Below are 22,152 nucleotides of genomic sequence, written 5' to 3'. Positions count from 1 at the left end.
GATGCCCGCCGGTGCTGCCTACCGCCGAGATCGTCTCCGCGCGCAGCTCGTCGGCTAATTGAGTCAGCTGTTCGGGCAGCAGCTTGCGGAGATCATGGGGATTGGCGACCGTATCGAGCAACGGCGTCGCGGGAAGCAAAGACATGGCCGTGTCCTAAACGACCAAATTTGGTAACACAAAGCCCGTTTGCCGGTCGTCGCCTCAATGTCGGCCTTGCAAGCAGCTGCATGCGCGTGACAATCGGCGCCTGTCGCCGTTTCGGAGCCGTTCGTTTGAGCACCAACACCGTCATCCATCGTATCGTTCGCCGCCCGGTGAGGCTGCTGGCGCGGACCGGCGCGACTCCGAACCAGGTGACGACGGTGCGGCTGATCACCGGGCTTATCGCCGCGGGCTGCTTCGCGCGTGGGCCGGGTGGATGGATGGTCGCGGGCGGCGGCGTTTTCGTGTTGTCGATGCTGCTCGACCGCGCCGATGGCGAGCTCGCGCGCCAGACTGGGCAGATGAGCCTGTGGGGCTATCGCTACGATCTCGCCTGCGATTGCCTGGCGAGCGTCGCCACCTTCATCGGGCTGGGGCTCGGTCTCGCCGCCGGTCATGGCATGGCCGCGGTGTGGCTCGGCATCGTCGCCGGGCTCGGAATCGGCACGCTGTTCGCCGAGCTCAACATCCTCAACTTCGCCGATGTCCGCGGATTCGAGCTCACCGACGGGATCACGATTGATCCCGACGATGCGATGATCCTGGTGCCGATCCTGATCTGGTGCGGGCTCGCCTGGCCGATGACGATCGCGGCGGCGATCATCACGCCGGCGGCGGCGATCGTGCTGGCGCTGCTAGCTGCGCGCCGCCGCTAGCGCCGGGCCGAGCGCGGCGACCAGCCGGTCGAACGCACCCGGCGGGATCGCACCGATGCAGCCGATCCGGAACGAGTCGCCCCTGGTGAGCTTGCCCGGATAGATCACAAACCCCGCCGCGGCGAGCGCTGCGTAGAAGGCGTGGAAATCGAACCCTGCCGGCGAGCGGAAGGTCGCGATGATCGGCGCCTGCAGCTTGGCGTCGAGATACAGCTCGATGCCAAGCGCCGCAGTGCCGCGCAGCAGCGTCTCCAGATTGGCCGTGTAGCGCGCGAGCCGCGCCGCCGGGCCGCCTTCCGCCTCGAGCCGCCGCAGCGCCTCGACCAGCGCCGCGACCACCTGCACCGGCGGGGTAAAGCGCCACTGGCCGTTCGCCTCGAACCCCTGCCATTGCGCGTGGAGATCGAGGCTCATCGAGGCGCTGCGGCCAGCGTAGCCCGCCAGCACCGCGCGGTCGACCAGCGCGAAGCCGATCCCCGGTGTGCCCTCGAGGCATTTGTTGCTCGAGGCGAGCACCGCCGCCGCCGGCAGCGTGCGCAGGTCGATCGGCAGCGCGCCGAAGCTCGCCATCGCGTCGACGATCAGCAGCCGCCCTTCCGCCGCCACCGCGCGTGCGACCTCCTCCAGCGGGTTGAGCAGCCCGGTGGTGGTCTCGACATGGACGAGCGCGACATGGCTGATCGCGGAATCCGCGGCGAGCCGCTGCGCCACCGCGACCGGATCGACCGGATCGCTCTCGTCCCAGCGCATCGTCTCCACCCGGTGGCCGAGCCGAGTCGCAATTGCCGCCATCCGCTCGCCATAGGCGCCGTTGATCAGCACCAGCAGCGTATCCTCGGGCCCGAGCAGCGTGCCCGCGGCGGCCTCGAGCGCATAGGTGCCGCTGCCCTGGATCGGCACCGCGACATGGGATCCCTCGCCACGCGCGACAGCGACCAGCCGCTGGCGCATCTCGAAGGTGAGCGCGATAAACGCCGGATCGCGCGAGCCCCAATCGTCGAGCATCGCGCCGCGTACCGCGGGATCGGTGGTGAGCGGGCCGGGGGTAAGCAGCAGCGGCGCGTCGGTCATCGTCATCCTTCCTGAGGCGCGGCCGGCGCCCGCTCCATCCTGTGCCACATGGCGAGCCCCGGCAGCCCGAGCGCCAGTTCGCGCACCCGCCGGATCAGCGACAGGGCGAGTGCCTGTTGCGGCGCGATGCCGAACATCGCGCAGATTAGTAGATAGCCGCCCTCCTGCACCCCGAGTGCGCCGGGAATGAGGAAGCCGACGCCGCGCACCGCCTGCCCCAGCCCCTCGATGATCATCGCTTCGCGTAACGATGATGACAGGCCGAGTACATGAAGCGCGGCCCAGGTCTCGAGCCCGCCGAGCAGCCAGGAGGCGAGGTGGAAACCCGCCGACGGCAGCCAGCGCCGCGGCCGGCGATAGAGGTCGATCACCGCGGCGTTAAGCCCGGCGAGGTCGCGGCCGGCAGTCCAGCGCGCAACCGCACGTTCGACCAGCCGGAACAACCCGAAGCGCTGGGCAGCGACAAACGCGCCGGCCATGACGGTGGTGGCGACGATCGCGCCGACCGCCAGCGGGATTGCCTCGCCGCCGTGGGGCCCGAGGATCAGCAGGCCGACGCAGAGCAGGGTGAACACCGCCTGGGTGACCGCCTCCATCGACAGATCGACCATCACCGTGGCCATGCTCGCCGCCATCGTCGGGCCGCGTTGGGCGAGCAATCGCGCGCGCACCAGATCGCCGCCGATCTGCGCCACCGGCAGCAGCGCGTTGACCGATTCGCGGATCCAGCGCAGCGGATAGGCAAGGCTGAGCCCCGGCCGCTCGCGCCGCGCGAACAGCGCGTTCCAGCCAAGCGCCGAGGCGAAGGTCTGCGGCACATGGAGCAACGCCACGAGCAGTATCCCCCAGCCGGCATGGCGCAGCGCGCCCGCGATCTGGCCGACATCGTTGGTGGCGATCAGCGTCGCCGCCAGCATCAGGCCGATCAGGATGGCGACGATCGCCGACCGCTTCACCGCGCCAGGAACGCCTTGAAGCGCCGCGCCACGGCCTCCGGCGTCACCGTCGGGCGACCGAGCGTCTTCATCGACCCCGGCGCGATGCGCAGGTGGATCATCGCCGGGCCGGCTGCGGCATGGGCCTCGGCCCAGGCGTCGTCGAACCCGGCAAGGTCGTCGACCGAGGCGGCATGGGCATAGCCGCAGGCGAGCGCGATGCGGGCGAAATCGACCGAGGCGGAGACGGTCGCCTGGCCGCCGGTCGAATCGTGCACGCCATTGTCGAGCAGCAGATGGACGAGGTTCGCCGGCGCCTCGGCACCGATCGTTGCGAGCGTGCCGAGCTTCATCAGCGCGGCACCGTCGCCGTCGATCACCACCACGCGCTTGCGCGTGTTGAGCGCGACCCCGAGCGCCATGCCCGCTGCGCCGCCCATCGAACCGACCTGATAGAGGTGCTGCTCGCGATCGGCGAGGGTGAACAGTTCGCGACCCGACTTGCCGGTGGTGGCGATCACCGCGGTGTCATCGTCGGTCAGCGCGAGGAAGCGCTCGAGCACCGCGACGCGGGTCGGGCGCTCGCCGTGGCGGCGATGATCGGCATAGACGCCGGGCTCGGGCAGCGCGCGCGGCGACTGGTCGAGCGCGGTGTCGGCGACATCGCCCTTGGCCATTACGAAGGCGAACGGCTGGCTGCTCGCCGCCATCGCCGCGGTCGCCTGGGCGAGCGCGGGCGCGACGTCATCGGTGTCGTTCGGGAACGGGCGCTGCTCGAGCCCCATCAGCCCGAGCAGGTCCTGGGTGATCTCGCCCATCACCACATGCTGCGGCTCGTCGGGCTCGCCCGGGCGGCCGCGCCAGGTGGTGATCAGCAGCGTCGGAATCGCGAACGGCGCATTGAGCGAGGTCAGCGGGTTGACCATGTTGCCGAGGCCGGAGTTCTGGCACATCGCCACCGTCCGCCGGCCGGCGAGCCACGCCCCCGCCGCAATCGCTACGGCCTCGCCCTCGCTCGCCCCGCCAACATAGCGCAGCGACCGGTTGGACAGGACGCCATTGATCAGCGGCGTGAGATAGCTGCACGGCACCCCGGTGTAGAAATCGAACCCGGCCGCCGAGGCCGCGTTCATGAACGTATCGGCGGTGATCATCAGGTGAAGTTGCGCGCGTCGGCGACGTCGGCGAGCGTGTTGACGTCCATCCAGTGGCCGGTGAAATATTTGACGCGCACCGGATGCTTGGCAGCGATGCGGCTGAGCAGCAGCGGTAGGTCGGCGGTCTCGAGCAGGCCTTCCGCGTCGAGTGCGGCGATCTCGTCACGCAGCCAGCCGGCGCCGGCAGCGCTGAACCGCGCGAGGCCGACCCACTCGCCGCTGACCGCGGCGCCGAGATCGCTGCCCATGCGGGTGAGATGCGCGGGTGCCTCGTCGAGATAGCTGCCGGAGAAGGCATGATCGGCGAGCACCAGATCGCGCACCGCCTTGCCCTCACGCGGCGTCGCATCGACGGCGAGGACGATGTCGGCCTTGCTCGAGAGCAGGCTCTCGAGGATGTAGTTGCGGAACAGTACGTCGCCGTAGGAAACCACCACCTCGCCGGACAGCACATCGGCCGCCTGCGCCAGCGAGAACACCTCGCCGGTTTCGGCGAAACGATCGTTGTCGACGGTCTTGATGCCCTTCAGCGCCACGGCGTCCTTGGCAAATCCACGCACCACGGTGACGTCGCGGATCCCGGTGTCGGCAAAGGTCGCGACCTGGCGGGCGAGCAGCGACTGGCCGCGGACGTCGATCATGCACTTGGGACGGTCGCGGGTCAGCTCGCCGAGATCGCCGCCCGAGGCCGCGAGCACCACCGCACGCGGGCGCGGCGTCTCGGGCAGATAGCGCTTCTCGGCCTCTTCCAGTTCGGCATTGCCCATCAGCCGGAACACTTCCTTGACCGGGATGACCCGGCCTTCGATGTTCATCAGCGACTGCTCGGCGTGGATCGTCTTCGCGGTCTCGCGCATCGCGGTGATCGAGGCGCGCATCAGATGGTTGGCCCAGATCACCGTCGAGATGTTCGCCTCGCGGAACTGGTCGGTCGGGATCGGATAATAGGTCGTCGGCACGATCACGACGGGCGCGCGATTGCCCCAGCGGCGGCAGAATTCGAAGATCTCCTTGCCGTCCGCCTTCTTGGAATGGATCAGGATCGCGTCGGCGCCGGCGGCATGATAGGCTTCGGCGCGGCGCAGCGCCTCTTCCATCGGCCGGCTCGAGATCAGCGCCTCGACGCGCGCGACGATGACGAAATCGTCGCTGGTCTGGCTGTCCTTGCCCGCGGTGATCCGCCCGCAGAATTCGCCGATGTCGGCGAGCGGCTGCTCCTCGCCGATGAACGAATTGGTCTTCGGGAACAGCTTGTCCTCAATGCACACGCCGGCGATGTTGCGCTCGCCGAGCTTGCGGACGAGGCGGCGGACGTTGTTGAAATTGCCATAGCCGGTGTCACCGTCGACCAGGATCGGCAACGTCGTCGCGTCCGACATATATTCGAGCACGTCGAGCACCTGGGTCCAGGACGCCTCGTTGCTGTCGCGCAGGCCGAGGCTCGCCGAAATGCTGAGGCCCGAGGCCCAGATGCCGCCAAAGCCGGCTTCCTCGACGATCTTCGCCGACAGGCCGCTATGCGCCTCCATCAGAAAGGCAAGCTCTGCCCCCTCGATGGCGTTGCGCAGCAAGGTGGCGCGGCTCAGGCCCGGGGTGGGCGTGGCGAAGCTGGTCGGTTGATCGTTCATGAAGCGCGGGACTTTCGGTGGGTATAATCACGGGCGTCGCGACGAAGCCCCCCAGTGTCCTTGGCCGCGGCAAGGGCGCTCGTTATAGCCGCTTGCCCATGCAGACAAGCCAAGCCAGCCCGTCCCCGTCGGAAACACAGCATCCGCTGAAGGATGACCCGGCGCCGATCGCGATCCTCCTTGCCGCGGGCGTCGGCCGCCGACTCGGCGAGACGCATGACGGCCCCAAGGTGCTGCTCGATTTCGCCGGCCGCTCGCTGATCGAGCGCCACCTCGAGGCGCTGGCTGCGGTGGGGGTGACGGATATCGTCGTCACCGTCGGCCATGACGCGCCGGTGCTCGCCGCCGCGCTGGGCACCCGTGCCGGCACGATGCTCAACCCCGATTTTCGTCAGGGCAGCCTGGTCTCCTTGTGGGTGCAGCGCGACCGGCTGCGCGCCGGCCGCCCGGTGCTGCTGATGGACGGCGACGTGCTCTACGACCGGCGGATGCTCGAGCGGCTGGTCGCCGCGCCGGGCGAGGCGGTGCTGCTGGTCGATCGCGAGCTCGAGCCCGGCGACGAGCCGGTCAAGGTCTGCTTCCGTGGCGAGACGATGGTGGATTTTCGAAAGAGGCCCGAGCATGCCCATGACTGGCACGGCGAGTCGGTCGGCTTCTTCAAGTTCGCGCCGGCGATGGCCGAAAGGCTCGCCGACGCGTGCGAGCGTTATGTCGCCGCGGGGCGCACCGACGTCGAATATGAGGAAGCGATCCGCGATCTGATGCTCGCCGACCCCGCCGGCTTTTCCTACGTCGACGTCACGGACCTGCCCTGGACCGAAATCGACTTCCCCGAAGACGTCGCCAAGGCCCGCGACGCCATCCTCCCCCATCTGGTGAGCTGATATGTCGCTGCACGACCCCCTTCCCCTGACGCCCGATGACATCGCCCACTTCGCCGAAACCGGATGGGTCGCCAAGCGCGGGCTGTTCACCCCGGCCGAGGCGGCCGAGATCGCCGGCTGGACCGACGAACTGGTCGCGCTGCCCGAGGAACCGGGCCGGCACATGGTCTATTACGAAGACAGCGTGACCACCCCCGGCGAGCGGGTGATGCAGCGGATCGAGGATTTCTGCCCCTATCATCCCGCGTTCGACGCGCTCGTCCGCCACGGCCGGTTGTCCGACGCGGTGGCGCAGCTCCTCAGTGGCCCGTCGCTGCTGTTCAAGGAAAAGATCAACTTCAAGAAGGCGGGCGGCGCCGGCTTCGAGCCGCACCAGGACCAGCAGGCGGGCTGGACCAGATATGCGCCGATGTTCGTCACCGCGCTGGTCGGGATCGATCGCGCGACGGCCGAGAACGGCTGCCTCGAGATGACCAGCGCGCCGCGGATCACGACCATGGTCGGCGAGGAATGGCAGCCGCTGACGCCTGAGCAGATGGACGCCTTCGCGCTGATCCCGATCCCCACCGAGCCCGGCGACGTGCTGTTCTTCGACAGCTATGCGCCGCATGCCTCCAAGCCGAACCTCACCGACGCGCAGCGCCGGATCCTCTATCTCACCTACAACGCCGCTGCCGACGGCGATCACCGCCGCCAATATTATGACGACAAGCGCGCGAGCTTCCCCCCGGATATCGAGCGGGCGCCGGGCGCGACGTACAAATTCAGGGTTTAAACGCGCGCGCCGCCCGGGATGCGGGCAAGTGCCCCCACCGCTCGCCCTGAGCTTGTCGAAGGGCCCTGAGTCTCACTGTGCTTCGACAAGCTCAGCACGAACGGGGCAGGCGGACGTTATCCTGCCCCGAACCAATCCGGTTCATCCCGCCTTGTTCGCCGCAATATAGCCGTCGACCTGTTCCTCGAGCACGTCGAGCGGCAGCGCGCCGCTGCCTATCACGACTTCGTGGAAGGCGCGGATATCGAAGCGCGGGCCGAGTGCGGCCTCGGCCTTGTGGCGCAGCTGGGTGATCTTGAGCTGGCCGACCATGTAGCTGGTCGCCTGGCCCGGGTTGTTGATGTAGCGGTCCACTTCCTTGACCACGTCGCGCTGCGACAAGGGCGCGTGCTCGGTGAAATAGGCGATCGCCTGCTCGCGTGACCAATGCTTGGCGTGGATGCCGGTGTCGAGCACCAGCCGGCACGCCCGCCAGATCTGCAGCGAGAGCATGCCGAATTCCGAATAGGGGTCCTTATAGGCGCCCATCTCCTTGGCGAGCCGCTCCGAATAGAGCCCCCAGCCCTCGGTATATGCGCCATAATAACCGAACCGGCGGAACTTGGGCACGCCGGTCAGCTCCTGCGCGCGGGCGATCTGGAAGTGGTGGCCGGGCGCGCCCTCGTGATGGGCGATGCCCTCCACCTGGGGTTTCTGCACCTGGTTCATGTCGGCAAGGTTGACGTAGAAGATGCCCGGCCGCGACCCGTCCGGCGCGGGCTGGTCGTAGAAGGCGACCGCGGCGGTGTCCTGCCGCCAGGTCTCCACCGCGCGCACCTCGAGCGGCGCCTTGGGCAGGCGGCTGAAGAAGCGCGGCGCCGCGGCCATGATCTCGGCGATCGAGGCGCGCGCGTCGGCGAGATATTGCTGCCGACCGGCATCGGTGTTGGGGTATTTGAACTTGGGATCCGTGCGCAGCGCGGTGAAGAATTCGCCGAGCGTGCCCTTGAAGCCGATCCGCTGCTTCACCGCCTCCATCTCGGCGGTGATCGCCTTGACCCGGTCGAGGCCGATCTGGTGGATCTGGTCGGCGGTCAGCGCGGTGGTGGTGTAATAGTTGAGCCGCGCCGCATAATAAGCGTCACCATTGGGCAGGCTCCAGGCGCCGTCATTGCCCTTCGCCTTGGGCTCGATCTCGTCGAGCGCGGCGAACAGCGTGTCGAAGCCGGCGCGGAACGGCCCGGTCAGGGCCGCGCTGGCCTCGGCGATCAGCCGCTGCTTGGTCGCGTCGGGCACCTTGAGCGCGCCGACCTTCTTCTTGACGTCGGCGAGCAGCGAGCTGTCCGGGCCATTGTCAAACGGCGCGCCGGTGATCACCTTGTGGGCGTCCGCCCGCGCCGGTGCGAACACCATCTTGGGCGGCACGATGCCATGCGCCGCCTGGTCGCGCATCCGCGCCGCGACCTCGGTCATCACCCGCCGGCTGTCGCGCAGCCGGGCGATGTACGCCTCGGCATCGGCGACGCTGTCGATGCGGTGCTGGTTGATCAGGAACACCGGAATGTCGCCCGCCGGGCTGCCGTTGGTCGACACCGGAATATCATAGTTGCGGAACGCAAACTGGCGACGGTCCGTCTCCACCTGGCTTTCGAACAGCCGGTAGCTGAGCCGCGCACCGGGGCTCAGCCGCGCCAGCGTGAAATTCTTGCGCAGATCGGCGAGCTGCTTCTCCTCAAGCGCCCGGTGGCGCTCCGCGGCGGCGTCGGTGTAATCGTCGAGCTTGTCGTAATCGGTTTTGAGGCCAAGGCTGGTCATGCTCTGGGGGCTCAGCGCGATCTGCTGGTCGAACGCGGCGTCCAGGAAGGTGAGCAGGCGAGCGTCCTCGGCGGCCGTCGTCGACGCCGGGCGAACAGTCGGGGCGGATGCCTGCGGAACGGCCGCCACGATCGGAGTCGCCATCGATCCGACGAGCAACAGGGTAAGCGAGCGGCGCATGATCACGGGAGCAGATCCTTGTGGCGGGAGCAGTCGAACGGCCGATGCTATCGGGCGGTTGTGTTGCAGGCAATCAAGACCGCGTGACGCTGTCCAGCGCAATGACATGCCTCCTGTCGCCGTGCCGCAACTCACAGCCTCTTGCGACTGAGTTGCATTATATGCCATGGCACAGGCGCGGCGGGGATGATGCCGCAAGACGCAAGGGGGCATCGGGGTTGGACGGCACGGGCATGGACGCGGCGCGGGCGGGCGCGGCAGCCGCAACGGCGGCACCGGCGCGCCGGCCGGCGGCTGGTGTCGACACACCGGCGACAGCCGCGGCGGCCAAGCGCAAACGCAAGTTCCGCTCCTGGTGGCTGAAGCAGCTCCACACCTGGCACTGGATCAGCGCGGCGCTGTCGCTCGCGGGCATGCTGCTGTTCGCGGTCACCGGCCTCACGCTCAACCACGCCGGCAGCATCGGCGCCACGCCCCGCGTGACCACGCGGGCAGCGACGCTGCCGGCGCCGCTGCTCGCCCTGCTCAAGAAGACGCCTCCTGCCGCCGACGCGCCACTGCCAGCCGCGGTGTCGGCGCATCTTGCCATGGCGGTCAGCCTCGATCCCGCGGGCAAGCCCGCCGAATGGTCCGACGATGCCTATGTTGCCCTGCCCGGCCCCGGTCGCGACGCCTGGGTGAGCATCGATCGCACCACCGGCGCGGTATCCGCCGAGATCACCGATCGTGGCTGGGTGTCCTACCTCAACGACCTCCACAAGGGCCGCAATGCCGGCACGGTCTGGTTCTGGTTCATCGATGCCTTTGCCGCCGCCTGCATCGTCTTCACCCTCACCGGTTTCCTGCTGCTCCAGCTTCACGCGCGCCATCGGCCCTCCACCTGGCCGCTGGTCGCGGTCAGCCTCGCCATCCCGGTGCTGATCGCGCTGTTCCTGATCCACTGACGACCACCCACGAAAGGTGCCCGACACGATGCACAAATCCCTGCTCCTCACCGGCCTGATCGCGGCGCCCGCTACTGCGGGCACGGTCAGCGTCACCATCCCGCGCGTGGCCGTGGCGGAATATCACCGCCCCTACGTGGCCGGCTGGCTGGAGCCCGCCGCCGGCGGCGCGGCGAAGACGCTGTTCGTCTGGTATGACGTCAAGAAGCGCGGCAACGAGCCCGGCACCAAATGGCTCGCCGATCTGCGCAGCTGGTGGCGCAAGGGCGGGCGCAGCCTCGCCCTTCCCGCCGACGGCGTCAGCGGCGCAACCCGCGCGCCCGGCACCTATACCGTGCCGCTCCCCGCCAACCTGCCCGCCGGCCAATATGTCCTCCACGTCGAGGCGGCGCGCGAGACCGGCGGGCGCGAATTGGTGTCGGTACCGATCTCCATCCCCACCAGGGCTCCTGCGAGCGCCGCCGGCACCACCGAGCTCGGCGCGATCTCTCTCCGTTGAAAGGCATCACCATGTTGAAGCAACGATTGCTCCGTGCCGCCGCGCTGATCGCGGTCGCCGGCCCCGCCGCGGCGCACCGCCCCTGGCTGGTGCCGTCCGCCACCACCTTCTCGGGCACCGATGATTGGGTGACGGTGGACGCCGCCGTCTCCAATGACCTGTTCTACCCCGACCATTTCCCGATGAGCACCGACGGCATCAAGGTCTGGGCGCCCGATGGCTCGACGGGCCAGATCGAGAATGCCGCCAAGGGACGCTATCGCTCCACATTCGACGTCCATCTCGACAAGCCCGGCACCTGGAAGATCGGCACCGAGGACGTCAACGTCGGCGGCACCTTCAAGGTCAATGGCGAGGACTGGGCAGTCGGCCGCCGTCGCGGGCCACCGCCGGGTGCCAGCGCGGGTGCCGGCGCCGGTGCAGGCCGCGAGCGGCCGGCAGGCGCGGCGATGCCGCCGCGTGCGCAAGCTGCTGGCGGCGCAGAGGGGCCCGGCGGCCCGGGCGGCCGCATCCCGCCGGCGCACAGCGTCGCCACGCTGGCCGAGATCCCGGCCGGTGCGACCGATCTCAAGCTCACCGAGACGATCAGCCGCAACGCGATCTTCGTCACCGCCGGTGCGCCCACGCAGGCCGTGTTCAAGCCCAGCAACAAGGGGCTGGAGATGGTGCCGGTGACGCACCCGGACGAACTGGTCTCCAACGAGCCCGCCCGGTTCCGCTTCCTGATCGACGGCAAGCCCGCCGGCGCGCTCAAGGTAACCGTGGTGCCGGGCGGCAAGCGCTACCGCGACAGCGAGGGCGCGCAGGACCTCACCACCGGCGCCGATGGCGTGCTCACCATCCGCTGGCCGTTCGCCGGCATGTACTGGCTCAACGTCACTGCGAGCGACAACCATCCGAGCAGCCCACGCGCGACGCAGCGGCGGATGAGCTACACCAGCACGCTGGAGGTGCTCGCGCCGTGATCGGGGCGGCGCACGCCGCCACTCCGCGCCTCGCCGTGCCGCCGGCGATCGATCCCCATGCCTTGGCGGGGATCGATCCCGGGGCAACGATCGCGCGGCTCGGCGGCGAGACGATGGGCACCGGCTGGCGGGTGCTCGTCGCCGTGCGCCCGGGCGCCGCGGTCGAGCCGCTGCACACGGCGATCCAGCAGCGGCTCGACGGGCTGGTCGCGGAAATGAGCCACTGGCTGGCCACGTCGACGCTGGGCCGGTTCAACCAGGCGCCCGCCGGCAGCGCGACCGTGCTCCCACCCGATTTCGCCCATGTCATGGCCGCGGCCCTCGACATCGCGGCGCGCTCGGGCGGCGCGTTCGACCCTGCGCTGGGGCGGCTGACCGATTGCTGGGGCCTCGGCCCGCGCACCGTTGCCCAGCCGCCGGCGGCCGACGCGATCGCCGCCGCGCAGGCAGAGTCGGGATGGCAGCGGCTCACGTTCGATCCCGCCGCGCGGCGCCTGCACCAGCCCGGGGGCGTGTGGCTCGACCTGTCCGGCATCGCCAAGGGCCATGCCGCCGACGTCGTCGCGGCGGTGATAGCGGCAGCGGAACATGGCCATGCGCTGGTGGAAGTGGGCGGCGAATGCGTCGGGCGCGGCATCCGCCCCGATGGCGATCCCTGGTGGGTCGAGCTCGAGGCACCGCCCGGCGTCGCCCTGGCACCGTTGCGGGTCGCGCTTCATCAACTCGCGGTCGCGACCTCGGGCGATTATGTCCGCGGCGCCCACACGCTCGACCCGCGCACCGGCCGACCAATCGGTCATGACACCGCGGCGGTGAGCGTGCTCCACGCCTCCGCGATGATCGCCGATGCCTGGGCGAGCGCGCTCACCGTGATCGAACCGGAGGCGGCGCTGGCGCTGGCGACGCGCGAGCAGCTGGCCGCACGGATCGTCTCACGATCGGGCCGCGAATGGCTGAGCCCGGCACTGGCAGCGATGCTGTAGCAGCGTCGACGGGCCAAAATATCGAGCATCTTCCCTGTCGTTTTCCGCTGTCGTTCAGCGTAGAGCGAGGTTGATCGTGCGAGGGTCTGCGCGATCCTACAAGGGCCGATATGCACAGCATCTCCACGACGACTTCCCGCTTGATCCGCACCGTCGCGGCCACCGCCCTGCTGGCCTCGCTGCCGTTTTCGGCGGTGGTCGCCCAGACCAACCCGTTGCCCGTGGACCAAGGCCAGACCCCGCCGCCGCCGGTCTCGCTGCTGCCCGCGCCGATGCCCGCCGCGCCGTTGCCGACGTTGAGCGACGCGCAGGCCAAGCAGCTCGCCAAGCTGCTCGATGCCGATCGCCTGGCGCAGGGGCTGAGCACTTCGGCGTCGCTGCCGGTCGGCGCCGGCGACAGCGACAGGCTGGTGCGCGAGGCGCTCGATCACGCCCGCGCGGTGCACGCCGGTCGCCTCGCCGAGGCCGATTTCCAGCGCGACTGGGGCCTGCGCCCGCCCGCCTTCGATCCGCTGCCCGGCTTTACCGACGCGGTACGCCGCGACCGGCTGGCGGCCTGGTTCGCCGCGCTGCCGCCGCCCTATACCGGCTATGACAGCCTCAAGACCGGGCTCGATCGTTATCGCCAGATCGCCGCCGACGGCGGGTGGGCGACGCTCGCCGCCGGCCCCGACATGACGATCAACGCCACCGGTCCGCGCGTTGCGGCGTTGCGCAAGCGCCTCGCGATCGAGGACAAGTCGGTGGCGGCGAGCGGCGACACGTTCGATCTCGAGCTGGTCGAGGCGGTGCGCCGCGCGCAGCGCCGCTACGGCCTCAACCCGAGCGGCATCGTCGCCGGCCAGACGCTTGCCGCGCTCAACGTTCCCGCCGCGCAGCGCGTCCACCAGATCATGGCAAACATGGAGCGCTGGCGCTGGCTGCCGCAGGATCTGCCGCGCGACCGTATCCAGGTGAACATCGCCGCCGCGGTGCTCACCGTGTTCGACGGCGACAAGCCGGTCACCTCGATGCGCGCCGTCACCGGCCGCCCCGGTGACGAGACGCCGATGCTGTCCTCGGCAATCCACAGCGTCGTCATCAACCCGCCGTGGAACGTCCCGACCGGGATCGCCACCAAGGAGCTGTGGCCCAAGGAGAAGGCCAATCCCGGCTACTTCCGCCGCAACGGCTTCAAGGTGATCGATGGCACGCGGCTGCAGCAGCAGGCCGGCGACCAAAGCGCGCTCGGCCGCTTCAAGTTCGATTTCGCCAATCCCTATTCGGTCTATCTCCACGACACGCCGTCGCGCGCCAAGTTCGCCAGCTTCAGCCGCCTCGCCAGCCACGGCTGCGTGCGCCTGGAGAAGCCCGAGGAGCTCGCGAACCTGCTGCTCAAGGGCGACGCGACCTGGACACCCGAGGCGGTGAGGGCGGCGGTCGACAAGGGCGACACCGTCCGGGCGCGGCTCGCCAAGCCGGTCGCGGTGTACCTGCTCTACTGGACGGCTTTTGCCAGCGGCAACGGCCAGATGAATTTCCGTGACGATCCCTATGGCTGGGACGGCACGCTCGCCGCGAAGATCGAGGCGCGGTCGGCGCGCCAGGCGCTCGCGGCACGGTGAAGGGACAGATGATGACGATCAGGACTACCAAGACCCGGCTCGGCCTGGCCACCGCCCTGCTCACCGCCGCGGCGCTTGCCGGTTGTTCGAAGGCGCCGCACGACGACGCCCCGGTGATGGAGAATGCCGTCAACGACCCCGGCGTGCCCGAGGAGGCAGCGCCGACGCCGGCGCCCGAGCTGCCGCCCGAGCCGGCGGTGGAGACCAACGCCAGCGTCGCCACCCCGCCGCCCGAGGCCGAGATCGCGCCCGACGTCCAGGTGCAGGACGATGCCGATGCCACCGGCATGACCGCGCACATGCCGCGCGACGAGCAGCCCGCGAACAACACCGAACCGCAGTGACCCGGCAGATCATGCGACGAGGGCCGGCGGTGGTGCTAGCCGGGGCCGCGCTGCTGCTCGGCACCGCCGCCGCAGCACGCACCGCGCCGGCGCTCAGCCCGCCGGCGACAGCACGCGCGGTACAGCCGGTGTCGGCGATCCTGGTCGATGCCCGTGACGGCAACGTGCTTTATGCCCAGGGCGCCAACCTCGTCCGCCGGCCGGCGTCGCTGACCAAGATGATGACGCTGTTCCTCGCATTCGACGCGCTTGACAGCGGCAAGCTGTCGCTCGGCGATCGCGTGCCGATCTCGCGCAGGGCGGCGAGCCAGCAGCCATCCAAGCTCGGCTTGCGCCCCGGCAGCTCGATCACCGTCGATCAGGCGATCCGCGCCATTGCGGTGAATTCGGCCAATGACGTCGCGGTCGCGCTCGCCGAGAAGCTTGGCGGCAGCGAAGCCGCGTTTGCGGCGCAGATGACCGCCAAGGCGCACAAGCTCGGCATGCACGAAACCGCCTTCACCAACGTCACCGGCCTGCCCGGCGCCAACGTTACCACCGCCACCGAAATGGCCAAGCTGGCGATGGCGCTGCTCAACCAGCATCCGCGGCGCTATGCCTATTTCAGCACCCGGACCTTCGACTGGGGGCCCCGCCGCCTGCAGAACCACAACCACCTGCTCGGCAAGTTCGACGGGCTGGACGGGATCAAGACCGGCTATACCGTCGAGGCCGGCTTCAACCTCGCCGCCTCCGCCAAGCGCGGCCGCCGCCGGCTGATCGCGGTGGTGCTCGGCGAAAAGAGCGTCGCCGCGCGCGACCAACGGGTGGCGCAGATGCTCGACGAGGGTTTCGCTAGTCTCGACACGCAGAGCGCGGTGGGCGCGCCGTAGCAGCCAGAATGACGGTCACTGGCCGGCGTCGGTGACGATCGCCGCCTGCCGCGCCGCAGGATCGCGACGGCGGGCGAGGACGATACCGGCAAGATTCTTGGCGCGCGGCACCTGTTTGAGCCGCAGCCGCGGGATCGCGGCGGCACCGGCGCGGAACGCAGCCAGATAGCGGTCTAGCTGCGGGCTGGTGCAGCGCCAGCGCCCCCGCGCCTGCTCCACCACCACCGTCGAATCGCCGACAAAGGTGACGTCCTGCAGCCCCGCCGCGGTCGCGAGCTCGAGCGCCAGCAGCAACGCCAGCCACTCGGCTTGGTTGTTGTCGCCCGTGCCGAGGCCGAGACGGACATGCGGCTCGCCGCGGATCACCGCCGCCGCCTCCATCGGCCCGGGGTTGGGATGGCAGCCGCCGTCGAAGAACACGTTCATGGCGCCGGCGCGATCACGGGATCAGCACCGTCGCGCCGTCGGTGTCGCCTGCCTCGAGCGCGCGGTGCGCAGCGGCGGCATCGTCCAGCGCGAACCGCTGGCCGATCCTGGGGCTGATCGCGCCCGAGGCGAGCATCGCGAACAGCCGATCAGTGCCCGCCTGGCGCTCGTCCTGGCGGCGATAGTAATCGAACAAGGTGGGCCGGGTCACGAACAGCGAACCCTTCGCCGCCAGCGTCCCGATCGCAACGCCCTCGATCGGGCCACCGGCGTTGCCATAGCTGACGATCAGCCCGCGCCGCGCGGTGGCGTCGAGCGTCGCCGGCCAGGTCGCCATGCCGACGCCGTCGAACACCACCGGCACGCCCTCGCCACCGGTAAGCTCGCGGACGCGCTTGGCGACATCCTCGTCGCGGTGGCGGATGACATGGTCGGCGCCTGCCGCCGTCGCCTGCGCCGCCTTGTCGGCCGAGCCTGCGGTGCCGATCACGGTGGCGCCGATCGCCTTCAGCCAGCCGACCATCAGATGGCCGACGCCGCCGGCCGCCGCCCAGACCAGCACGGTCTGGCCGGGCTGGACGCGCGCGCACCGCTCAATCAGGCACTCCACTGTGCTGCCCTTGAGCAGCAGCGCCGCCGCCACCTCGTCGGTGACGTTGTCGGGCAGGCGGATCAACTCCGCCGCGGGCAGGTTGCGCGCGGTGGCATAGGCGCCCCGCGTCGGCCCGAAGGTGCCGACCCGGTCGCCCGGCGCGAACCCCTCGACACCGTCGCCGACCGCCTCGACCACGCCGGCCGCCTCGCTGCCGAGCCCGGTGGGCAGATCGATCTTGTAGACCCCGCTGCGATGATAGGTGTCGATATAGTTGAGGCCGACGGCATGGTTGCGCATCCGCACCTCGCCCGGGCCGGGCGCCGGCAGGTCGACATCCACCCAGCGGATCACCTCGGGGCCGCCGACCTGCTCGACGCGGGCGACACGCTCGCTCATCGCCGCGCTCCGCTGCCGAGGGTCACAGCAAGGCGTCGGGCGGGCTGGGTCATCGTCGGAGATCCTCGCATGATCGGAAAAACTGGTCGCGTGGCGAACGCCTGGCCGCGAACGCGGGTTGCACCGCGCCTCAGGCAAATAGGTCAACCACCTCCGCATCCTCGGCAACCGCCGCGAGCAGCAAGGTGCGGTGGCAGTGGCACGGATCGCGCTCGTAGCAGAGCAACGCGCTCGGCATCTCGGCGGCAAGCCCGAGCATGATCGCCGCCTGCGCCTGCGCCTCGGGCAAGGCAAGTTGCCCGTCATAGACCGCCTCCAGCGTCGCGACATCGCCCTTCTTGGCGGCGTCGCGGCCGGCCTTGGGCGTGCCGAGCGCCTTGAGGTGGACATAGCCGATCCCCGCCTCGGCAAGCGATGCTGCCAGCGACGTTTTGGAGAAGCCCGGCCGGCGCGACAGCGGCAGCGCGCGAACGTCGATCACGCGCTTGACGCCCGCCTTGTCCAGCGCGGCGATGAACTCGCTCATCGTGGTCGCTTCATAGCCGATGGTGAAGATGGTGGTCATCGTCGCAATATGGCGCGCGAGCGATTACAGGCAATGTCATGACCAACCACGACATCCATATCATCGGCGGCGGCCTGGCCGGCTCCGAGGCCGCCTGGCAGCTTGCCGAAGCCGGGTTCAGCGTTCGCCTGTCCGAGATGCGCGGCAGCGGCGAGGCTACCGCGGCGCACAAGACCGATGGGCTTGCCGAGCTTGTCTGCTCGAACAGCTTCCGCTCCGACGATGCCGACAGCAACGCCGTCGGGCTGCTTCACCAGGAGATGCGCGCGATGGGCTCGCTGATCATGCGCGAGGCGGACCGCCACAAGGTGCCCGCCGGCTCGGCGCTGGCGGTGGATCGCGACCTGTTCTCGCAAAGCGTCACCGCGGCGCTAGACAGCCACCCGCGCGTCACCCTCGTGCGCGAGCGGATCGACGCGCTGCCGGACGGCCCGGCGATCATCGCCACCGGCCCGCTCACCGCTCCCGCGCTTGCCGAGGGCATTGGCGCCGAGACCGGGCGCGAGGCGCTCGCCTTCTTCGATGCGCTCGCGCCGATCGTACACCGCGACAGCATCGACATGGACACCGCCTGGTTCCAGTCGCGCTGGGACAAGGGTGAGGGCAAGGACTACATCAACTGCCCGATGAACAAGGACGAGTATCTCGCCTTCCATGCCGGGCTGGTCGGCGGCGAGAAGACCGAGTTCAAGGAATGGGAAAAGGACACGCCCTATTTCGACGGCTGCATGCCGATCGAGGTGATGGCGGAGCGCGGGGTGGATACGCTGCGCTACGGGCCGATGAAGCCCGTCGGCCTCGATGATCCGCGCACCGGGCGCTGGCCCTATGCGGTGGTGCAGCTGCGCCAGGACAATGCCCAGGGCACGTTGTGGAACATCGTCGGCTTCCAGACCAAGCTCAAGCATGCCGAGCAGGTCAGGCTGTTCCGCACCATTCCCGGGCTGCAGAACGCCGAGTTCGCGCGATTGGGCGGGCTCCACCGCAACACCTTCATCCGCTCGCCCGAATTGCTCGACGCGACGCTGCGGCTGAAGAGCCGGCCCAACATCCGCTTCGCCGGCCAGATCACCGGCTGCGAAGGCTATATCGAGAGCGCCGGGATCGGCCTGCTCGCCGGCCGGTTCGCCGCCGCCGAGCTCGCCGGCACCACGCTCGCGCCGCCGCCGGTGGAGACCGCGTTCGGCGCCTTGCTCGGCCACATTACCGGCGGTGCCGATGCCGAGACCTACCAGCCGATGAACGTCAATTTCGGCCTGTTCCCGCCGATCACCGGCCGCACCAAGAAGGCCGATCGCAAGAAGATGTACACCGAGCGCGGCCGCGCCGCCCTGGCGGCATGGCTCAGCTCTCCTGGTCTGCCGCCGGATCAGCCGGCGGACACTTCACCCGAACCGGCGTTTTCCGCTTGACCGCGGTGGTGGCGAATTCGGTGGCGTCCATGCCGCCCGATTTGTCGCCGTCGGCGGCGTTGAACTTGGCTGTCGCCTTGGCCGCCCATTCGTCGAAGCTCAGCCGACCGTCGCCATCGGTGTCGAGCCGAGCATAGGCTTTGCGCCGCGACGCGAGATATTCGTCGCGCGTCACCTTGCCGTCGCGATCCTTGTCGTAGCGGTTGAAGCGCTTCTCCTCACGGGTTTCAGGCGTAGCCTCTGGCGCGGTGTCGGGCAGTGCCGCGGCCTGCGCCGTGCCGCGCGACGCGGCGGCACCCGCGGCGGCAAAAGGCAACAAGCGACGGGTTTCGGTCTTCCCGCCAAAGATCATCACCAGCGCGGCGATCCCCGCTACCACTGCCCCTGCGCCCACCACATATCGCCACATCGCCGCTCTCCCCCGCGGAGAAGCTAGCAGCCACGAGGGACGCGACAACCTGCGGCGATTACGGGATCAGCGTCCGGTGGCGCGCAGCCGCAGCAGCGCCGCAAGCTGGCGCGCGCGCGCCCAGCGGCCGGGCGCCGGCTGAAGATCGAAGCGGGCGAGCAGCGCCAGCGCCGCCAGCGGTCGGCCCGCCCGCGACCAGGACGTAGCCAGCGCGGCATCCACCCGCTCGCCAGAGCGTGTCGCGGCCAGATCGCCGATCCGCGGATCGCTGACGTGGCCGGCGAGATCGGCGAGCGCCCAGCCTTCGCCAGCCTGCTCGATCGCTTGGTCGCTAGCGCCGAGCACCGCCGCCATCGCGGCGAACAGCCCGCCGCCGCGATCCTCGGCGAACTGCGCCACCGCCTCGCCGTCGAGCGGTTCGCGCAGCAGCATTTCCCAGCCGTCGATTACCCGCGCCAGGCTTGCGCCCATCACCCCGGCCGGGATCACCGCACCGGCGAGCGCCTGCAGCACCGGCTGCGCCGGCGGCCGCGCATGATCCAGCGCGATCACCGCCTCGCGCCACCAGGTCAGCCGCATCTGCCCGACCAGCGGTTCGCGCGTCGAGGCGAGGATCGCGCCCATCTCGCGATCGAACGCTGCCAGCGCCTCGAGCGCGGCGCGGGACGCCGGCGGCACGGGCGCGAACGCCAGCGCCATCATCGGGGTAAACGAACTCGCGGCGGTCATGCAGCACTATCCACAGGGTAGGCTTTACCGCAATTATCGCCGCCGGCGAGTAGCCACCGATGGTGTTGGAATCCCCAACGCCACTGAAAGATCTACCGCCGTGATCCGACCTACGCGCCATGCTCCACGATTGACCCGGCTGGCGCGCGACCGGCGTGGCAACGTCCTGGCCCTATCGGCGGCGGCGCTGGTGCCGATGATGGCGATGATCGGCGGCGCAATTGATCTCAGCCGGTTGTACATGGCCAAGACCCGCCTGCAGCAGGCATGCGACGCCGGCGCGCTCGCCGGGCGGCGCGCGATGAACGACGTCAACGTTCTGGCTGAAAGCGAACAGAAGACAGCCAAGAAGTTCTTCGCCTTCAACTTCCCCGACGGCACCTACTCGGCCACCGCGATCAACGCGGTCTTCACCCGTGGCGACGTCGGCGTCGTCAACGGCCGGGCCTCGCTCAGCATGCCGATGACGATCATGCACATGTTCGGGATGGGCAATAAGACGCTGAGTGTCACCTGCCAGTCGACGCTGCTGATCCCCAATACCGACGTCATGTTCGTGCTCGATGTCACCGGGTCGATGGCCCAGACCACCGGCAGCGACGCTGTGTCGAAGATCGACGGGCTCAAGCAGGCGGTGAAGGACTTTTTCTCGGCGCTCGGCGCCGGCGCGGCAAGCGGCCCGGGGCGGATCCGCTACGGCTTCATGCCCTATTCGAGCAACGTCAACGTCGGCAAGATCGTGCAGGGAATCAGCCCGAGCTACATCGCTGGGGGAGCCGGATCGGAGAAGCCGTCCTATCGGTCCCGCCGTGCCGTGACCACGCCCGAAAACTACATCGAGTCATACGGCCCCGAAACCACGCCCACTAATGGCACAGCGACCAACGCCACCACGGGCAGCTGGAGCAACCAGAACCAGGCCGTCGGCAGCGCTCAGCCAAGCTACACGAACATCACGCAAGACGCCTGCAACCAGAAAACGGTGCCAACGACAAACCCCACGAGCAGCAATCCCGCCTCAGCACCAGCCTTGAGCGGAAGGGACGCGGTGAGCTACCCGACCACGACCCAGACCAGCTCTTACACCACGACGCAAAACAAGACCGGAACCATCTACCGATACAAATGGACGAAGACCGGCAACGGCAGCAATCCCACGGGGACGTGCCAGCTCCAATACACCACAGGCCCGTATACGACGACGACCGCGTCCACCACGACCCGTGCCGTCAATTGGGCCGTCCGCGACCGGTTCGTGCGATGGGAATATGTGCTCAGGAACGACATCGACGTGTCGCCGGTGGTGCAGAACGGCACCATGACCAACCCGGCCTATTGGTCCGGCTATTACACGGGCACCAATCCCAATGCCGATGGTGCGCCGACCACCGTCGGCTGGGGCGGCTGCATCGAGGAGGCACGCACCAACAGCGGTATCACCGCGACGTCGTCGCTGAGCATTCCGTCGGATGCCTACGACCTGCAGATCGATCTCAAGCCCAATTCCGCCGACACCAGGTGGAAGCCGTTCCTCCGCGACATCCAATATGATGCCGGCGGCAACTGGCTCGGCCGCAGTTCGGGCTGGTTAAGCAGCAATTACGCCGCCTGCCCGCGTCAGGCGAGCCCCCTCACCCAATACACCTCCGATTACGTCAGCAGCACCAAGTCGTCGGCCGCGTTCACCAGCTATGTCGATGCACTCGCGCCGGGCGGTTTCACGACCCACGACATCGGGCTGATCTGGGGCGCGCGTTTCCTGTCGCCGGACGGCATTTTTTCGGCGACCAATGCCGATTCGACAGGTCCCGGCGGCTATCAGATCTCGCGGCACATCGTGTTCATGACCGATGGCACACTCGAAATCAGGACCAACAACAACGATGCCTGGGGGATCAACAACCTCGAGGGTCGCGTCGCCGCGTCCGGGACCGATCAGAACGGGCTGACAGATATCCACCGCCGCCGCGTCAGCATGATCTGCAACGCCATGAAGGGGAAGGGCTTCACCGTCTGGGTGGTCGGCTTTGGCATCACCACTATGCCCTAGGAGCTGCAGGAATGCGCCAGCGACAGCAATCATTGGTCGCTGTCGAACAACGCGGCCGAGCTCAAGGCCCGCTTCCA

General features: G+C 69.0%; 23 protein-coding genes. 12 read left to right on the top strand and 11 right to left on the bottom strand.

Going from position 1 to position 22,152, the window contains the following annotated elements; all coding sequences use genetic code 11:
* Positions 1-145, bottom strand: a 145-nt coding sequence (locus OXR60_RS12630; RefSeq protein ID WP_267396270.1) for a 1-deoxy-D-xylulose-5-phosphate synthase N-terminal domain-containing protein, incomplete at its 3' end; no start/stop codon positions are given.
* 128 nt (positions 146-273) lie between these two features.
* Here OXR60_RS12630 and OXR60_RS12625 point away from each other — a divergent pair.
* A complete protein-coding gene (locus OXR60_RS12625; RefSeq protein ID WP_267396265.1) occupies positions 274-858 on the top strand; it encodes a CDP-alcohol phosphatidyltransferase family protein in 585 nt (194 codons plus the stop codon).
* On the opposite strand, the gene OXR60_RS12620 is transcribed toward OXR60_RS12625, so the two are convergent.
* Genes OXR60_RS12620 through aepX form a run of 4 tightly spaced genes read right to left on the bottom strand, consistent with a single transcriptional unit; the run spans position 838 to position 5,649 of the window.
* Positions 838-1,929, bottom strand: coding sequence for a 2-aminoethylphosphonate--pyruvate transaminase (locus OXR60_RS12620; RefSeq protein WP_267396264.1), 1,092 nt, complete (start codon positions 1,927-1,929; stop codon positions 838-840). The genes OXR60_RS12625 and OXR60_RS12620 overlap by 21 nt on opposite strands.
* 2 nt (positions 1,930-1,931) lie before the next feature.
* A complete protein-coding gene (locus OXR60_RS12615; protein ID WP_267396263.1) occupies positions 1,932-2,885 on the bottom strand; it encodes a lysylphosphatidylglycerol synthase domain-containing protein in 954 nt (317 codons plus the stop codon).
* Positions 2,882-4,018 carry a phosphonopyruvate decarboxylase gene (gene aepY, locus OXR60_RS12610; protein ID WP_267396262.1) on the bottom strand — a complete coding sequence of 379 codons (1,137 nt, stop codon included), beginning with the start codon at positions 4,016-4,018 and terminating at the stop codon, positions 2,882-2,884. The genes OXR60_RS12615 and aepY overlap by 4 nt, the downstream gene beginning before the upstream one ends.
* Positions 4,018-5,649 (bottom strand): phosphoenolpyruvate mutase, encoded by a 1,632-nt coding sequence (gene aepX, locus OXR60_RS12605; protein ID WP_267396261.1) that lies wholly within the window; start codon positions 5,647-5,649, stop codon positions 4,018-4,020. Before aepX ends, aepY begins: the two co-directional genes overlap by 1 nt.
* Before the next feature lie 98 nt (positions 5,650-5,747).
* Here aepX and OXR60_RS12600 point away from each other — a divergent pair, with 98 nt between their 5' ends.
* Positions 5,748-6,533, top strand: coding sequence for a phosphocholine cytidylyltransferase family protein (locus OXR60_RS12600; RefSeq protein ID WP_267396260.1), 786 nt, complete (start codon positions 5,748-5,750; stop codon positions 6,531-6,533).
* A gap of 1 nt (position 6,534) precedes the next feature.
* Positions 6,535-7,308 carry a phytanoyl-CoA dioxygenase family protein gene (locus OXR60_RS12595; protein WP_267396259.1) on the top strand — a complete coding sequence of 258 codons (774 nt, stop codon included), beginning with the start codon at positions 6,535-6,537 and terminating at the stop codon, positions 7,306-7,308.
* 141 nt (positions 7,309-7,449) lie between these two features.
* Here OXR60_RS12595 and OXR60_RS12590 read toward each other — a convergent pair whose 3' ends face one another.
* Positions 7,450-9,246: a DUF885 domain-containing protein gene (locus tag OXR60_RS12590; protein ID WP_267396269.1), complete on the bottom strand. Its 1,797-nt coding sequence runs from the start codon at positions 9,244-9,246 to the stop codon at positions 7,450-7,452.
* Between the two features lie 254 nt (positions 9,247-9,500).
* Between OXR60_RS12590 and OXR60_RS12585 the strand changes: the two genes are divergently transcribed.
* The 7 genes from OXR60_RS12585 (at position 9,501) to OXR60_RS12555 (ending at position 15,493) form a co-directional block, all read left to right on the top strand.
* Entirely contained in the window at positions 9,501-10,226 is a 726-nt protein-coding gene (locus OXR60_RS12585; protein WP_267396258.1) for a PepSY-associated TM helix domain-containing protein, read from the top strand.
* Between the two features lie 28 nt (positions 10,227-10,254).
* The gene (locus tag OXR60_RS12580) at positions 10,255-10,725 is read left to right on the top strand and encodes a DUF2271 domain-containing protein (protein ID WP_267396257.1); all 471 of its coding nucleotides are present in this window, start codon (positions 10,255-10,257) and stop codon (positions 10,723-10,725) included.
* A gap of 11 nt (positions 10,726-10,736) precedes the next feature.
* Positions 10,737-11,690: a DUF4198 domain-containing protein gene (locus tag OXR60_RS12575; RefSeq protein WP_267396256.1), complete on the top strand. Its 954-nt coding sequence runs from the start codon at positions 10,737-10,739 to the stop codon at positions 11,688-11,690.
* Positions 11,687-12,673 (top strand): FAD:protein FMN transferase, encoded by a 987-nt coding sequence (locus OXR60_RS12570; protein WP_267396255.1) that lies wholly within the window; start codon positions 11,687-11,689, stop codon positions 12,671-12,673. Before OXR60_RS12575 ends, OXR60_RS12570 begins: the two co-directional genes overlap by 4 nt.
* 110 nt (positions 12,674-12,783) lie before the next feature.
* Positions 12,784-14,277, top strand: a complete 1,494-nt coding sequence (locus OXR60_RS12565) for a L,D-transpeptidase family protein (RefSeq protein ID WP_267396254.1) — start codon at positions 12,784-12,786, stop codon at positions 14,275-14,277.
* 11 nt (positions 14,278-14,288) lie between these two features.
* The gene (locus OXR60_RS12560; RefSeq protein WP_267396253.1) at positions 14,289-14,621 is read left to right on the top strand and encodes a hypothetical protein; all 333 of its coding nucleotides are present in this window, start codon (positions 14,289-14,291) and stop codon (positions 14,619-14,621) included.
* Positions 14,618-15,493 carry a D-alanyl-D-alanine carboxypeptidase family protein gene (locus OXR60_RS12555; protein ID WP_267396252.1) on the top strand — a complete coding sequence of 292 codons (876 nt, stop codon included), beginning with the start codon at positions 14,618-14,620 and terminating at the stop codon, positions 15,491-15,493. Before OXR60_RS12560 ends, OXR60_RS12555 begins: the two co-directional genes overlap by 4 nt.
* A 15-nt stretch (positions 15,494-15,508) precedes the next feature.
* Here the strand turns inward: OXR60_RS12555 and OXR60_RS12550 are convergent, their stop codons facing one another.
* The 3 genes from OXR60_RS12550 to OXR60_RS12540 form a co-directional block, all read right to left on the bottom strand.
* Complete coding sequence (locus OXR60_RS12550; RefSeq protein WP_267396251.1) at positions 15,509-15,919, bottom strand: reverse transcriptase-like protein; 411 nt, start codon at positions 15,917-15,919, stop codon at positions 15,509-15,511.
* A gap of 13 nt (positions 15,920-15,932) precedes the next feature.
* Entirely contained in the window at positions 15,933-16,910 is a 978-nt protein-coding gene (locus OXR60_RS12545; protein WP_267396250.1) for a quinone oxidoreductase, read from the bottom strand.
* Positions 16,911-17,040: 130 nt separating this feature from the next.
* Positions 17,041-17,475, bottom strand: coding sequence for a DUF488 domain-containing protein (locus OXR60_RS12540; protein ID WP_267396249.1), 435 nt, complete (start codon positions 17,473-17,475; stop codon positions 17,041-17,043).
* 38 nt (positions 17,476-17,513) lie between these two features.
* On the opposite strand from OXR60_RS12540, the gene trmFO reads away from it, so the two are divergent.
* Positions 17,514-18,887, top strand: a complete 1,374-nt coding sequence (gene trmFO, locus OXR60_RS12535) for a methylenetetrahydrofolate--tRNA-(uracil(54)-C(5))-methyltransferase (FADH(2)-oxidizing) TrmFO (protein WP_267396248.1) — start codon at positions 17,514-17,516, stop codon at positions 18,885-18,887.
* Here the strand turns inward: trmFO and OXR60_RS12530 are convergent.
* Both OXR60_RS12530 and OXR60_RS12525 read right to left on the bottom strand, forming a co-directional pair.
* Positions 18,820-19,296: an EF-hand domain-containing protein gene (locus tag OXR60_RS12530; protein WP_267396247.1), complete on the bottom strand. Its 477-nt coding sequence runs from the start codon at positions 19,294-19,296 to the stop codon at positions 18,820-18,822. The two genes, trmFO and OXR60_RS12530, sit on opposite strands and share 68 nt — an antisense overlap.
* A gap of 66 nt (positions 19,297-19,362) precedes the next feature.
* Positions 19,363-20,025, bottom strand: coding sequence for a squalene/phytoene synthase family protein (locus OXR60_RS12525; protein ID WP_267396246.1), 663 nt, complete (start codon positions 20,023-20,025; stop codon positions 19,363-19,365).
* A gap of 100 nt (positions 20,026-20,125) precedes the next feature.
* On the opposite strand from OXR60_RS12525, the gene OXR60_RS12520 reads away from it, so the two are divergent.
* A complete protein-coding gene (locus OXR60_RS12520; protein WP_267396245.1) occupies positions 20,126-22,075 on the top strand; it encodes a TadE/TadG family type IV pilus assembly protein in 1,950 nt (649 codons plus the stop codon).
* The last annotated feature ends 77 nt before the right edge of the window (positions 22,076-22,152 follow it).

Source organism: Sphingomonas sp. GC_Shp_5 (genome assembly GCF_026540855.1).
GTDB lineage: Bacteria > Pseudomonadota > Alphaproteobacteria > Sphingomonadales > Sphingomonadaceae > Sphingomonas.
The sequence above is the reverse complement of the archived record's forward strand: the minus strand, read 5'-3'. Positions and strand labels throughout refer to the sequence as shown.